Source organism: Curtobacterium sp. 179-B 9B NHS (assembly GCF_045370965.1).
GTDB lineage: Bacteria > Actinomycetota > Actinomycetes > Actinomycetales > Microbacteriaceae > Curtobacterium.
Genome location: NZ_JBIQDQ010000018.1, coordinates 21,653 through 36,639 on the forward strand (window position 1 = coordinate 21,653; position 14,987 = coordinate 36,639).

Annotated in this window: 11 protein-coding genes; all 11 read right to left on the minus strand. The window is 73.1% G+C overall.

Translation table 11 applies throughout. The features are described from left to right. Positions 1–125: 125 nt before the first annotated feature. Complete coding sequence (locus ACH0A8_RS13775) at positions 126–4,589, minus strand: FtsK/SpoIIIE domain-containing protein (protein WP_406907383.1); 4,464 nt, start codon at positions 4,587–4,589, stop codon at positions 126–128. A gap of 58 nt (positions 4,590–4,647) precedes the next feature. Then, entirely contained in the window at positions 4,648–5,178 is a 531-nt protein-coding gene (locus tag ACH0A8_RS13780; RefSeq protein ID WP_066653332.1) for a hypothetical protein, read from the minus strand. Positions 5,179–5,248: 70 nt separating this feature from the next. Then, positions 5,249–5,851, minus strand: a complete 603-nt coding sequence (locus tag ACH0A8_RS13785; RefSeq protein WP_406907384.1) for a hypothetical protein — start codon at positions 5,849–5,851, stop codon at positions 5,249–5,251. A gap of 15 nt (positions 5,852–5,866) precedes the next feature. Beyond that, positions 5,867–7,390 (minus strand): ribosome biogenesis GTPase Der, encoded by a 1,524-nt coding sequence (gene der / locus ACH0A8_RS13790; protein ID WP_066653326.1) that lies wholly within the window; start codon positions 7,388–7,390, stop codon positions 5,867–5,869. A gap of 122 nt (positions 7,391–7,512) precedes the next feature. Next, positions 7,513–8,196 carry a (d)CMP kinase gene (cmk, locus tag ACH0A8_RS13795; RefSeq protein WP_285841182.1) on the minus strand — a complete coding sequence of 228 codons (684 nt, stop codon included), beginning with the start codon at positions 8,194–8,196 and terminating at the stop codon, positions 7,513–7,515. 200 nt (positions 8,197–8,396) lie between these two features. Further along, positions 8,397–9,530: a prephenate dehydrogenase gene (locus tag ACH0A8_RS13800; RefSeq protein ID WP_374109571.1), complete on the minus strand. Its 1,134-nt coding sequence runs from the start codon at positions 9,528–9,530 to the stop codon at positions 8,397–8,399. Between the two features lie 11 nt (positions 9,531–9,541). Then, positions 9,542–10,297: a pseudouridine synthase gene (locus ACH0A8_RS13805; protein WP_066657976.1), complete on the minus strand. Its 756-nt coding sequence runs from the start codon at positions 10,295–10,297 to the stop codon at positions 9,542–9,544. Between the two features lie 1,306 nt (positions 10,298–11,603). Next, on the minus strand, positions 11,604–12,290 hold the full coding sequence (scpB, locus tag ACH0A8_RS13810) for an SMC-Scp complex subunit ScpB (protein WP_285841128.1): 687 nt from the start codon (positions 12,288–12,290) through the stop codon (positions 11,604–11,606). Then, positions 12,280–13,176, minus strand: a complete 897-nt coding sequence (locus ACH0A8_RS13815) for a segregation and condensation protein A (RefSeq protein ID WP_406907385.1) — start codon at positions 13,174–13,176, stop codon at positions 12,280–12,282. Before ACH0A8_RS13815 ends, scpB begins: the two co-directional genes overlap by 11 nt. Beyond that, positions 13,160–14,038, minus strand: coding sequence for a ParA family protein (locus ACH0A8_RS13820; protein WP_066653324.1), 879 nt, complete (start codon positions 14,036–14,038; stop codon positions 13,160–13,162). Before ACH0A8_RS13820 ends, ACH0A8_RS13815 begins: the two co-directional genes overlap by 17 nt. Before the next feature lie 110 nt (positions 14,039–14,148). Next, positions 14,149–14,982: an SseB family protein gene (locus ACH0A8_RS13825; protein ID WP_406907386.1), complete on the minus strand. Its 834-nt coding sequence runs from the start codon at positions 14,980–14,982 to the stop codon at positions 14,149–14,151. Positions 14,983–14,987 lie beyond the last annotated feature (5 nt).

The following is a 14,987-nucleotide window of genomic DNA, read 5'->3' on the forward strand; positions in this document are numbered from 1 at the left end:
CACCCCTTCACGGTGGTCTGGATCGCCAGCCCCTCCGGCGACCGCGACAACGGTAACACCGGTCCGGAACAAATCACCCATGCGATGTCCACACCCCCGTTCGAGGGGGACGAACGGGTCCCCGATCAGGAGGACTCGGGGTCCCGAGCGACCTGCACGCGGGTGATCCGCCCGGAGTCGACCATGATGCCGCGCCCGACGGGGAAGTCGGTCCGGGTCACCCGCGGGAACGCCGTCCGGAAGAGCGTGAGCCCGTCGGTCTCCTCCGGTTGCAGGGCGATCCCGGCACGCGCGGTCTTCAGCTCGGCGAAGAGTTGCCACGCGTTCGGGGCCGTGACCGTGTCGGCCTCGGCGAGCACGAACACCCCGGCACGGCGGGCGGCCTTGATGAGCCGCGCGACCTGGCTCTCCGCGGGCAGCCCCTCGAAGTCACCGACGTTCTCGATCACGATCACCGGGTCCGGCCCGCTCGACGCACCGCTCTCGAGCGCGGTCGCGAGCTGCGAGGCGATGGCCTCGGCGTCCGTCGCGTCCTGCGCCGCCGACGCCCAGTCGGTGGCGTCGCGCAGCGTGGACCGCCTGCCGACGACCAGGTGCGCGGGTCGGTCCGGCCACGTCGCGCGCACGGACCGCAGGACGGTCCGCATGGTGGTCGAGCGTCCGGAGCCGAAGGGTCCCGTGACCACGAAGAGGCCGTCGGTCGGGATGCCCACCGGGCCGAGGGTGTCGTCCGCGAGGCCGATCGTCGGTCGCCCGGCCACGGCGACCGGCAGCGCGCCTCGATCGACGTCCTCGGGCAGTCGGCGGATCGGCGGGGCCTCCGCGACACCACGGCGCAGCAGGTCGGCGGCGAGCTCCTCGACCGCCGCTGCCTGCGCGACGAGGTCGGCGCTGCCACCGGGCACCGCCACCTGGACCTCGTGCTCGTCGACGAGTCCCCTGCCGGGCACGGCGTCCTCGAGCACGTCCGCCGGCACGTCGGCCGCGTGGTACTCCATCTCGGTCGCCAGGCGGAGCACGATGCGCTCGCCGATCGCGGCCTGCAGGTTCGACGGGAAGGCCGCGATGCGGTCCGCACTCATCACCAGGTGCACGCCCAGCGCGCGCCCGGTCGCCGCGATCGCGACGAGCTGGTCGAAGACCGGCTGGGTGCCGAGGCGGAACTCGTACTCGTTGCGGAACGCCCCCATGCCGTCGACCAGGACGAGGATGCGCGGTTCGGCGATGCCGGTCACGTCGCGGTACTCGCTGAGGTTCGCGGCCCGGGCGGCCGCGAACCGCCCGGAGCGGTCGGCGACCGTCGACTCGAGGTCGGCCAGGAGGCGCGTGATCCGTTCGTCGTCCGGCCCGCTGATCACGGTGCCCACCGTCGGCAGCGCCTCGAGCATGCGCAGGCCACCACCGCCGAAGTCCAGTCCGGTGATCCGGACCGGGAACCGGTCCGCTGCGGCGGAGGCCGCCACCGCCACGGCGCGGAGCGCCGCGGACTTCCCGGCCCCGCCCGCGCCGAGCACGGCCACGTTGCCGGCCGCATCGAGGTCGAGACGGAACGGGGTCTGCCGCTGGGACTCGGGTAGGTCGACCGTCCCGATCACCAGTGCCGCCCCGTCGGAGGCGGGCAGTGCCTCCAGGCCGACTGCATCGGGCAGCTGGTCCAGCCACGGCTTCCGCGGGACCTCGAGGCCCTGCCGGTCCGCCGCGCGGACGATCGTGGCGGCGAGCCGCTCGATGTCGCGCGCCCGCGTCGAGTCGCGCGGTGCCCGCGGTGGACTCGGCCAGGTGCTGCCGGGGCCGAAGGGAAAGTCCTGCACGTCGACGTCCGGCTCGTGCACGACGTCGTCGGAGCGACCACCGAGGTAGGCGGTCTGGAAGTCCAGCACGCGTCCCGGGCCGATCTTGGCGGCCGCGCGACCGGGGGTGCCCGGGTCGAAGAAGGCGGCGTCGGCCACGCCGAGGACGTCCTCGCTGTCGACCGGGTCGGCGACGCGGAGGGCGATGCGGAGGTTCGTGTTCGCCCGGAGGGAGTCCTTGATGACCCCGCTCGGGCGCTGGGTCGCCATCACGAGGTGCAGTCCGAGGGACCGACCGCGCTGCGCGACGTCGATGACGCCGTCGATGAACTCCGGGATCTCGGTGGCGAGTGCGGCGAACTCGTCGATCACGATGACGAGCACGGGCGGTGCCGCCGGGTCACCGCGCTGCTCGAGCGTGACGAGGTCCTTCGCGCCACGATCGTTGAGCAGGTGCTCGCGGTACCGGAGCTCGGCCCGCAGCGAGGTGAGGGCGCGGCGGACGAGGTGCGGGTTGAGGTCGGTGACGAGCCCGACGGTGTGCGGCAGGCCGACGCACTCGGCGAACGCCGCGCCACCCTTGTAGTCGACGAGCAGGAACGTGAGTCGATCCGGCGCGTACTCGGTCGCCATGCCCATGATCCACGTCTGCAGGAACTCGCTCTTGCCGGCGCCCGTGGTCCCGCCGACGAGCGCGTGCGGGCCGTGGGCGCGGAGGTCGAGGGCGAGCGGCTCGCTCGGTCCCTGACCGACGACGGCACGGACGCCGCCGCTCTCGCGCCCGGATCCCGGTGACCACGCGGCAGTCAGGCTGTCGTTCTTCGACCACCGTTGGACGATCGCGGACGGGTCACCGGCGACGTCGCCCTCGTACAGGTCGACGAACGCCACGCTGTGCGGCAGGTCGGTCTCGTCGAGGACCCGCGCGCCGGAGTCCTGGATCGGGGCGATCGCACGGGCGACGGTCGCTGCTTCGATGCTGTCCACCCGGTCGAGCTCGTCGAGCACCACGGACTGCCCGGACCGGACGAAGCCGACCGTGGCAGACCCGCTCGTCCGGTCGAGCACGATGTGCGTCCGGCAGACGACGGGCAGTGCCTGCAGCGTGGGCGCGAGCCAGAGGACGTGGACGCCGAGGTCCGGGCCCTCCTCGGCCAGGGCGACGAGACGGGCACGGTCGGCGGGAGCCTCGGCGGTGACGAGCACGACGACGGCCGGCGTCGCGGGCAGGCGGTCGACGGACTCGCCGTGGTCCTCGTCGAGGGCGCGGGACTCGTCGATGCGCGACCGGACCTGCTCACCACGGCCCGAGCCGGCTGCACGGCGGGTCGCCACGAGTCCCTCGAGCTCGGCCAGCAGCGTCGAGGCGCCGGCGAAGTCGTGCACGAGCCCCGTGGACCGCAGTGGGCTGTAGGGCGAGTCGACGTGCGGGAGCCACTTCAGCCAGGACCACTGGTCGGTGGTGGTGCCACCGGCGAAGGCGGTGAGCACGAGGTCCGCCGGGCTGTGCAGCCCCGCGAGCTGCACCACGAGCGACCGTGCGACGTCGTCCGCCGCCAGCCCGGTGCCGGCGACACCGATCGCGCCGGCACGTTCGAACGTCTCCACCACGGGCACCGGCCCGACCGTGGCGTACTCGTCGACGAGTGCTTCGGCGCGGTTCCAGTCGTCGACGCTGCCGGAGTTCCTGGAGGGCAGCGTGACGGTCGACCGCGACGGCTGCGTGCCGGCACCGAAGCGGACCTCGAGGAAGGTGGTGTGCTCGGGCTTCCGGGTCCACAGCAGCGCCGAGCGGTCGCGCATCGCGGCCGTCACGACGGCCGGGGCGGGCGACTCGGCCGTCCGCGCCGCGATCTCCGTCGTGCGGGCCGCCGCCAGCCGCTCGCGCGAGTCGGCGAGCGACTCCTCGAACCGCTGGCGTTCGTCGCGCCGGCGCCGCCGGGCCTGGACACGCTGGTCGATCCACGTCCCGATCATGATGACCGGCGAGAGCGCGATGAAGATCAGCGTGTACGGCTGCTTCGTGACGAGGAACAGGACCGCGCCGAGGATGATCGGCGCGATGATCGCGATCATCGGCAGCCGGGGCTTCTCCCCCGGGACCGGAATCTCGGGCAGCGTGAACTGCCGGCCGCGGTGCGCTGGCTCGACGCGGGGCGAGCGGCTGAAGTCCACCTCGGGGACCGCGGACGCCGGGGTACCCGTGCCCGGCACGGACGGTGCGGCGGGCAGCGGTCGGATGCGCAGCGTGGTGTCACCGACCGAGACCGTCGTCTCCGGGTCGACGAACGCCCGCGCGACGAGCCGACCGTCGACCTCGACCCCGTTCGCGGAGTTCAGGTCGACGACCTCGACCGTGTCGCCGATCGTGACCGTGGCGTGACGACGGGAGACCAGGTCGTCCCCGGCGAGCCAGACCTGGGCCATCGCGTCGCGGCCGATCAGGTTCACCCCTTCGGACAGGGTGTACTCGTTGCCGGCATCCGGCCCCGAGACGACGTGCGCCACGGCCGCGGGGGCGTCCTCGACGTCGTCGCCCCGGCGGCGGTCGGTCGCGGCGACGACCTCGACCCGGCAGCCGGAACGGAGCGACGACTCGTGCACCGTCGCGGACGGGTTGAGCAGCCGGGGCTGCGGTCGGTCGGGGAACCACACGCGCAGCGTCAGCGGGACGCCGTCGGCCGCCGTCCGCCCACGGGACAGCCGGTCGGCGAGCGAACCGATGGTCGCCGTCACGTCCGCCGTCACCACGACGTCGCGGTCTGCTCGTGGCCCCGCGATGGTCACCTTGAGTTTCACACACCACCCCCGTGCCGACCATCGTACGGGTGCACGCCGACCTGGGGACCGCCGTCGGTCAGTCCGTGGAGTGGTCCTCCCGCGGCGTGCGGACCGGCTTCGGGAACGTCGCGCGCATGTGGTCGCTCGTCAGCACGTCGCCGATGCCGATCATCAGGAGCGAGAAGAGGATCTGCTCGATGACCATCCAGAACGGGTAGAGCCCGGGGATCGCAGCGACGACCAGGGTCACGACCGGGAAGATCCTGCTGAAGAGCCGGAGGCGCTGGTACGCCCAGTAGTAGCCGAGCTGCGCCCGCCACGCGAACACGTAGAGCGTCAGGGTGATGAGGAGCACCACGGTCGCCCGGAACCAGACGGCCCAGGCCACGGTCTCCCCCGCACGGGTGAGCAGCACGGCGACGACGATCGCCGCGAGTCCGACCGCGGTCTCGGCGACGAGCAACCAGCGGATCCACCGGAACGAACGGACCGTGTCCGGGTGGGCGAGCATGTCCTCGCGGATCACGTAGTCGGCCTGTCGCCCACCGGCGAGACGGTCCAGGTGCAGCCGGCACCAGAGACGGTCGGCGAGGACGGGGAGACGCACACGTCAATGGTGCCGCATCCGGGACGTGTCCGAGGTGCGGGCCGGTCCTCGTCGGTCGACGCGGGTCCCCTCAGTCGGCGGGGACGAGCAGTGCGACGCCGAGCACCTCGTCGGTCTCGTCGTCCACCAGGGCCGCGGAACGGGTGTCCGCCTGGAGCGACGAGCCGTCGGTGATGAGCGAGAAGCCCCCGGACGTGTGTTCGTCGACGGAGGCCGTCACGACGCCGGGGGCGTGCGCGAGGGTGCTGCGGTCGGGCATCGCGTCCGGCGACAGGACGAGTCGGACCGCGCGCGTGCCCGGCGGCGAGGACAGGTCGTCGATCCGGACCGCCACGGACGACTCGTCGATGCGCTCGATCCGGACGGTCGCGGCGATCCCGTCGACCAGGGGCACCACGGTGCCGGAGACGGGCAGGACCCGGCCGACCCAGTCCTCGACGCTGCGCGGGACGTCCGGTCGTCGTCGGTCGGCACCGGGGATCGGAGCGCCGAGGGCGTTCGACACCCCGAGCGGTCCGGCTCCCTCCGGTGCCGTCGACGCTCGGTCGGTGGCACGTGCGGTCCGCACGACGTCGTCGTCACCGGTGACGAGCCAGGCGGCACCGACCCCGGACACGACGACGGCGAGCGCCAGCAGGCCCGCCAGGGGGCCTCGCCGTGCTCGCCGTGCCACGTCGTCGTCCGACCGCTACGTGCGCTTGCGGCGCTCGCGCACCCGCATGTTGACGTTGATCGGCGTCCCCTCGAAGCCCCACACCTCGCGCAGACGACGCGTGATGAAGCGGCGGTACTGCGGGTCGAGGAACGCCGAGGTGAAGAGCACGAACGTCGGCGGCTGGCTCGACGCCTGCGTCCCGAACAGGATGCGGGGCTGCTTGCCGCCGCGGACCGGGTGCGGGTGCTCCTGCACGAGCTCGGCGATGAAGGCGTTGACCTTGCCGGTCGGGATGCGGGTGTCCCACGACTCGAGTGCGGTCTCGAGCGCCGGGACGAGCTTCTCGAGGTGGCGACCCGTCCGGGCGGAGATGTTCACGCGCGGCGCCCAGGCCACGTGCGCCAGGTCCTGCTCGATCTCGCGCTCGAGGTAGCGACGCCGGTCGTCGTCGAGCAGGTCCCACTTGTTGTAGGCCAGGACGAGTGCCCGACCGGACTCGAGGACCAGGTCGATGATGCGCAGGTCCTGCGTCGAGATCGGCTCGGTCACGTCGAGCACGACGACGGCGACCTCGGCCTTCTCGAGCGCCGCGGTCGTGCGGAGCGACGCGTAGAAGTCCGCGCCCTGCTGCAGGTGCACGCGCTTCCGGATGCCGGCGGTGTCGACGAAGCGCCAGACGCGCCCGCCGAGCTCGATCTGCTCGTCCACCGGGTCGCGCGTGGTGCCCGCGAGGTCGTTGACGACGACGCGCTCCTCGCCCGCCGCCTTGTTCAGCAGCGAGCTCTTGCCGACGTTCGGGCGCCCGAGGATCGCGACGCGACGGGGGCCGCCGACCTCCTGCTTGGCGACGGCCGACGTGTCGGGGAGCGTCGTGATGATGAGGTCCATCAGGTCCGCGACCCCGCGGCCGTGCAGCGCCGAGACGGGGTGCGGCTCGCCGAGCCCGAGGTTCCAGAGCTCGAAGGCGTCGAGGTCACGGCGGTCGTCGTCGGCCTTGTTCGCCACGACGATGACCGGACGGTCGGTCCCGCGGAGCATCTTCACGACGTGCTCGTCGGTGGCGGTGATGCCGACCGTGACGTCGACGACGAAGAGCACGGCGTCGGCCAGGTCGACCGCGACCTCGGCCTGGGCGGCGACCGAGGCGTTGATGCCGCGGGCGTCGGGCTCCCACCCGCCGGTGTCGACGAGCGTGAAGCGCTTGTCGTTCCACTCGGCCTTGTAGCTCACGCGGTCGCGGGTGACGCCGGGGACGTCCTGCACGACGGCCTCGCGTCGACCGATGATGCGGTTGACGAGCGCTGACTTGCCGACGTTCGGCCGCCCGACGATCGCGAGCACCGGGTACGCGGGCAGGTAGTGGACGCCGTCCTCGCCGAGTTCGCCGGCGTCGAGGAGCGCGACGTCCTCGTCGTCGAGCTCGTACTCGTCGAGCCCGACGCGGAGCGCGTTCGCACGCTGGTCCGCCTCGGCGTCGTCGAGTCCGGCGAGCCGTTCACCGAGCGCGTCGTCGTACTCCGGGAAGTCGTCGTTGTCGTGGCTGTCCTGCTGGGCCATGGTGGGTTTCCTCGTGTGCGACCGGAGCCGCGGTGTCGGTGGCCGGTGCCGGCCGGGCCGGTTCCCCGGCCGTGGTGACCGGGCAGCCCGGTCGTGGTGACCGGGCGGCGCCCGGTCGTGCGTCAGTGCGTGGCCGCTCGGGCCAGGTCGACGACCGCCTGGACGGTCTGGTCGAAGTCGAGGTCGGTGGAATCGAGCGTCGTGACGCCGTCGGCGGCGTTCATGAAGTCGACGACCTTCGCGTCCGCCGCGTCTCGACGGGCGAGTGCGGCGGAGGTCTCGGCGGCTGACTGCGTGGTGACCTCTGCCGACCGCCGAGCCATCCTAACCGACTCGTCGGCGGTCAGCAGGATGCGGACCTCGGCATCGGGTGCGACGACCGTGGTGATGTCGCGCCCCTCGGTGATGATGCCCTGCGCGTCGGCCTTCCGCATGACCTGTCGGAAGAGCTGCACGAGCTTCTCACGGACCTCGGGCAGCTTCGCGATGTGCGCGACCGCTGCGGTGACCTCCGGCGTGCGGATCGCGTCGGTCACGTCGGTGTCGCCGACGCGCACGAAGTACTCGTCGGGGTCGGTGCCGATCGCGTAGTCGAAGGTGTCCCAGCTCGCCACGACGGCCGCGGGGTCGTCGAGGTCGATGCCCTGCTGCAGTGCGTGCCACGCCAGGGCGCGGTAGGCGGCACCGGTGTCCTGGTACCCGAAGCCCAGCGCACGGGCCGCGGCGCGCGAGACGCTCGACTTGCCGCTGCCCGCGGGTCCGTCGACCGCGATGACGGTCTTCGCCACGAAGGCGCCCTGCGGCAGACCGGACGGGACCGGGGCGCTGGTCGAACCCGGCTCGCCGCCGGGGGTGCCCAGGCCGCCGGCCGGCCCGCCGAGCGCGCCGCCGTCGGCTCCGCCGGCCGCTCCGTCGCCCGGCGGCGTCGGGGTGGGCAGGCCGGAGTCGGGGCCCTCGGGTCCCCCGGTGACGCCGGACTCGTCCAGGGTGACGTGCGTGTCGTCGTTCATGCCCATGCTGCTGCGATCCTCCATCCGCGCCCCTCGAGTTCCTCGACGAGTCGCTGTTCCTGCTCGGGCACGACCGACACCTCGACGATGCCGATCGGTGCGCCCGGTGAGTGCTCGAGGCGCATGTCCTCGAGGTTGATGCCGATCTCCCCGATGAACTGCAGGAGTGCGGCGATCTGCCCCGGGGTGTCGTCGACGAGGACGACCACCTGGGCGAAGCGCTTGGTCGTACCGTGCTTGCCGGGAAGCCGCTCGACCCCGCGGTTGCCGGCGGCGATGGTCTCGGCGATCGTCCGGGGGGACCCCTGGCCGTCCGGGTCGTCGAGCGCGCGGAGGACCCGGTCGAGGTCGTCACGCAGGTCCGTCAGCACCGGCCGGATGTTCGCAGCGTTCGCCCCGATGATCTGCACCCACAGGCCGGGGTCGCTGGCGGCGATCCGCGTGACGTCGCGGACACCGCCGCCCGCCAGGTCGAGCGACCCGTCGGGGGCTTCCTGCAGCCGCGCGGCCATCAGGGTCGAGACGAGCTGCGGCGCGTGCGAGACGTACGCGACGGCGAGGTCGTGGGAGTCCGGCTCCATCGGGACGACCGTCGCTCCCACGTCGAGGGCGAGGTCCTCGACCACCGCGGCACGCTGGTAGGAGATGGCGTCGTGGCCGGCGATCACCCACGGGCGTCCGACGAACAGGTCGGCCCGCGCCGCCGTCGGTCCGCTGCGCTCCCGGCCCGCCATCGGGTGCGACCCGATGTACCTGCTGACGTCGGCGCCCGATGCCCGCAGGCGTTCGAGCGGCCCGGTCTTCACGCTCGCGACGTCGGTCACGACCGCGCGCGGGAACGCGACGAGCTCACGCTCGACCACCGCTGCCACCACGTCCGGCGGGACCGCGACCACGATGAGCTCCGGCTCGTCGCCGTCGGCCGGTCGACGACCCGCGCCGTAGTCGACGGCGAGCGCCAGCGCGGCCGGTGAGACGTCGTCGAGCACGACGTCGACGCCCTTCTCGCGCAGGGCGAGCCCGATCGAGGCGCCGAGCAGCCCGGCGCCGACGACCCGCACGGGTCCGCGCAGCCGCCGGTCGATGTCCGGTTCGGCGAGCGGGGCGGGGGCGTCGGTCACGGGCCTCAGCCTACCGAGCGTCAGTCGGCAGCCTCCTCGTCGGCGTCGCCCGGTGCAGCACCCTTCGCGTCGCGGGCGATGCGGAGGAGCGCCCCGAGCTCGACCGTGGACAGCTCGCGCACCCTGCCGATCGGCAGCGATCCGAGCTGCAGCGGGCCGAACGACCGGCGCACGAGCTCGAGCACCGGGTGGTCGACCGCGTCGAGCATGCGTCGCACGATCCGGTTGCGCCCCGAGTGCAGGCTGATCTCGACCAGGGACTCACCGCGAGCGGACTCCAGCAGCCGGACCTTGTCCGCGGCGATCGGTCCGTCCTCGAGTTCCACCCCGTCGAGCAGCCGCTGCACCGTCGCCGGGTTCACGTTGCCCGCGACCTTGGCGATGTAGGTCTTCGTCACGCCGAACGACGGGTGGGCCAGCACGTGTGCCAGGTCGCCGTCGTTCGTCAGCAGGAGCAGCCCGGACGTCTCGGTGTCGAGCCGACCGACGTTGAACAGGCGCTCCTCGTACCGGTCGACGAACTCCGACAGGTCGCGTCGACCGCGCTCGTCCTGCAGGCTCGACACGATCCCGACCGGCTTGTTGAGCAGCACGTACCGCCGGGAGCTGTCGACCTGCACCGGCACGCCGTCCACCGCGATCGCGTCCGTCTCGGGGTCGACGCGGCGTCCGAGGGCGTCGACGACCTCACCGTTGACGGTGACGCGACCCTCGACGATCAGGTTCTCCGCGACCCTCCGGGACGCGATGCCCGCAGCGGCGATCACCTTCTGCAGACGCTCGCCGTCGGCCTGGAGGCTCGGGGCACCCCCGGCGGACGACCCCGCCTCGGTCGCGTCCCAGTCGGGGATGATCGGACGTTCGGGCGTGCCCTCCACCGGGACGCCGTGCTCGTCACGAGCGCCCTCCGGGCGCGGCGTCGTCCCGCGCTCCGCGCTGCTCGGCACGCGTCCCCGCGCGCCCGCGCCCGGCCGGTCACCGTTGCGTGCGGTGGTCGTGCCGCCGACGTAGCGACGGCCGTTGTGCCAGACGGTGCTCGGTCGGCCGTCGGGGGTTCGGCGGTCCTCGCGCGCTGGGTCACGGCGGTCGTCCCGGCGGTCGTCCCGGCGGTCGGCGCTGCGGTCCGGTCGGTGACCGGCGTCGCGACGGTCTGCGCCGCGGCGGTCGTCCTCGCGGCCGCGGTACCCACCGCGCTCGCCACCGGACCGATCGTCACGGCCGCGGTACCCACCAGGCTCGCCACCGGGACGTTCATCGCGGCCGCGGTACCCACCGCGGTCGCCACCGGACCGGTCGTCACGGCCGCGGTACCCACCACGCTCGCCACCGGACCGGTCGTCACGGCCGCGGTACCCGCCGGAGCGGTCGTCTTCGCGACGGACGAACCCGCCGCGGTCGTTGCTGCGCTGGTCGGTGTCGCGGCTCACGAACCGTCCGCGGTCACCACCGGATCGCTCGTCCCTGCCGCGGTACCCGCCACGGTCAGCACCGGAACGGTCGTCGCGCCCGCGGTACCCACCACGCTCACCACCCGAACGGTCATCGCGCCCGCGGTAGCCGCCCTGGTCCGAGCCGCCGCGGTACCCACCACGCTCGCCACCCTGCCGGTCGTCACGCCCGCGGTAGCCGCCCTGGTCCGAGCCGCCGCGGTACCCACCACGCTCGCCACCCGAACGGTCGTCACGCCCGCGGTACCCACCCTGGTCCGAGCCGCCGCGGTACCCACCACGCTCGCCACCCGAACGGTCGTCACGCCCGCGGTACCCGCCCTGGTCCGAGCCGCCGCGGTACCCACCACGCTCGCCACCCGAACGGTCGTCACGCACGCGGTACCCGCCACGGTCACCACCGGCCCGGTCGTCACGCCCGCGGTGGCCGCCGCGGTCGCCACCCGTCGGACGCTCCTCGCGTCCGCGGTACCCGCCACGGTCCTCACCGGACCGGCCGTCCGCACGGCCGGGACCAGCGGCGCGGTCGCGCCCCGCGCCTCCAGACCGACCCGAGCCGGAGCGGTCGGAACCGCGACCGTACCCGCCGGAGCGTCCGTCGGATCCCCCTCGGGACCCACCTCGTCGTTCGTCCTCAAACGCGGCCATCGGGGATCCCTTCGTTGTGCCCGAAACCGTCCGCGCCGTCCTCCAGCAGAGGCGAGATCAGCGGCAGTTCGTCGAGCGAGTTGATGCCGAGCTGCTGGAGCAGCAGGTCGGACGTGACGTAGTTGACGGCCCCGGTCTCGGCGTCGGTGAACGACTCCTCGATGAGCCCCCGGGCGACGAGCGTGCGGACGACACCGTCGACGTTCACCGCTCGGATCGAGGCGATCTGCGACCGGGTGATCGGCTGCTTGTAGGCGACGACCGCGAGGGTCTCGAGCGCGGCCTGCGACAGTCGTGCCGGCCGCTCGGCCTCGACGAACTGCTCGACGACGTCGTCGAGCTCGCGCCGCACGTAGAAGCGCCAGCCGCCGCCGACCTCGCGGAGCTCGAAGCCGCGACGGACGGTGCCGTCGACACCGTCGAAGTCGGCGACGAGCCGCTCGATCGCCTGTCGGACGGCGGGCACCGGCGCGCCCACCGCGGCACCGAGCGACACGAGCGACTGGGGCTCGTCGGCGATCATCAGGATGGCCTCGAGCTGCCGGTCGACCGGCAGGTCCGGGTGCGGGGTGTGCTGGGCGTGCAGTTCCTGCTCGACCGCGCGGGCCTCGGCGACCTCGTCCGCTCCCCCGGGCTCGGCACTCGACGCGGCGGCACGTGTGTCATCCGTCATAGTCGGCTCCCAGGTTCGCGAGGCTCTCGTCGGACCAGTCCTCGGCGGTCCAGCGGAGTGTCAGCTCCCCCAGCGGTTCGAACTGCTCGAACGAGATCGACGCGTTCCGGTACAGCTCCAGGATCGCCAGGAAGCGAGCCACAACGATACCCGTCTCCGAGACGCCGGCCACCAGCTCACGGAACGACACGTCCTCGTCGGCGCGGGTCCGGAGGATCGACACGACGATCGCGGCCTGCTCCCGGATGCTCACGAGCGGGGCGTGCAGGTGGTCCAACCCCACGGTCGGGATCTCCCGCGGTGCGAAGGCCAGCGTCGCGATCGCGGCGAAGTCCTGCACCGACAGCGTCCAGACGAGCTCCGGCGTGCGGGCGCGGAACCGTTCCTCGAGGCGGACCTTGCGGACGTGCCGGCGGGACTCCTGCTGCCACCGTGCCCCGAACCACTCCGCGGCCTGCTTGAACGCCCGGTACTGCAGGAGACGTGCGAAGAGCAGGTCGCGGGCCTCCAGCAACGCCACGTCCTCGGCGTCGACGAGCTCACCCTGCGGGAGCAGCCCGGCGATCTTCAGGTCGAGCAGGGTGGCCGCGACCACGAGGAACTCACTGGCCTCGTCGAGCTCGTCGGCGGACTCGGCCTGGCGGACGTACTGGATGAACTCGCCGGTGACGGCGCCGAGGGAGACCTCGGTGATGTCGAGCTCGTGCTTCGTGATCAGCGAGAGCAGCAGGTCGAAGGGGCCGTCGAAGTTGCGCAGTCGGACCCGGAACCCCGGGGCGGTCGTGGTGCCCGCGGGTGCGCCGTCGACGGCGCCGCCGTCGGCGCTGCGGTCGGCCGGCGTCGTCGGGTCGGCCGACGACCTCGGTGGGTCAGGCGACGGCGCCACGCTCGACGAGCTCCCTGGCGAGCGCCCGGTACGCGTGCGCCGCGGCGTGCTCCGGCGCCGTCTGCGTGATCGGTCGCGCCGAGACCGTCGCGTCCGGGAACTTCACCGTCCGGCTGATGACCGTGTCGAGCACGTGGTCGTCGAAGGTCTCCACCACGCGCTCCATGACCTCGCGCGAGTGCAGCGTCCGCGAGTCGTACATGGTCGCGAGGATGCCGTCGAGCCGCAGCGCCGGGTTGAGCCGGTCACGCACCTTGTCGATCGTCTCGATGAGCAGCGCCACGCCACGCAGCGCGAAGAACTCGCACTCGAGCGGGATGAGCACACCGTGTGCTGCCGTCAGGGCGTTGACCGTCAGCAGGCCGAGGGACGGCTGGCAGTCGACCAGGATCAGGTCGTAGTCGTTCGACACCTTGCGGAGGACGCTCGCCAGGATCTGCTCGCGGGCGACCTCGTTGACGAGGTGGACCTCGGCGGCGGACAGGTCGATGTTCGCGGGGATGACGTCGAGCATCGGCACGTTCGTCTGGCGGATGACCTCGCGCGGGTCCTTCACGGAACCCATCAGCAGGTCGTAGACCGTGGGGACGTCGTGGGTGCGGACCCCGAGGCCGGCGGACAGGGCGCCCTGCGGGTCGAAGTCGACGGCGAGGACCCTGCGGCCGTACTCGGCGAGCGCGGCGCCGAGGTTGATCGACGTCGTGGTCTTGCCGACGCCGCCCTTCTGGTTGCAGAGCGCGATGATGCGAGCCGGGCCGTGGCCGTCGAGCGGCGCGGGCACCGGGAACTGCCGGACGGGCCGACCGGTGGGGCCGACCGGGGTCTGCTCGGAGCCGGGGGTGGTCGTCGGGTTCGTGCTCACCCGGTCATCGTACCGGCGTGGCGCCAGCGGCCCCGGTCGCACCGCCGCACGGGCCGCAGCGGGCGGGACGGCGCCGGGCCGTGCCTCCCGGCCGCACGGTCGGTCCTGCGTCAGGCGGGTCGCAGCGCCACGCGCATGCTGTCCACCCGGTCCGCGATCACGGCGTCCGCCGTCCACCGCTGCTGCAGCCGGCCGACGAGCGCCTGGACGGCAGCCTGGTCGAGCCCCGGGTGCAGCGCCAGCCCGACCGTCAGCTCGGCACCGGCGAAGCGTCCGAGGGGGTCGCCCGGCGACAGCTCGACGCGTGCGACGGCGGACTCGTCGACGACGGAGGCGGCGAAGGCCTGCCCGACCTCGGCGTCCTCGAAGCACGGCGTCCACGGCAGGTCCTGCCCGATCGCCCACACGGCGGGTCGACGGAGCACGAACTCGGTCGGCGCGGTCGGGTCCAGCACCACGAGCTGCGTCTCCTCGCTCGCCGCAGCCATCGCCACCCGGCGTGCGTCCGCGGGGACCGGTCGGGCGGCGGCGTCCCAGGACCGCATCGCCTCGGCGGACGTGAACGCCGGCATGACGCTGCGCCCGTCCGGGCCGGCGACGGTGACGATCGACAGCTCCTGGGTCTTGTCGACGAGCTTCCCGTCGGGAGTGTGCCCGACGTCACCGGCCTCGGCCACGAGCGGGATGAGCAGTCGTGCGCCACGCAGGGCCTCGACGACCTCGCGCTGCGACCCGCCCTGCTGCAGGGCGGTGATCGCGGCGACGAGCGCCGGGTCCGCCAGGCCGTCGTCGTCGGCGTAGGCGTCGTCGTGGGCGTCGAAGGTCCGTCCCGCCCACGGGTTCCCCGCCGAGTCCGCGGCACCGCCCGGGGTGTGGGCGTCGTCGTGCGCCCCCGACGCCGGTGCCTCGGGCCCGGTGCCGCGACCGTTCGAGATGCCCGCCACGGTGC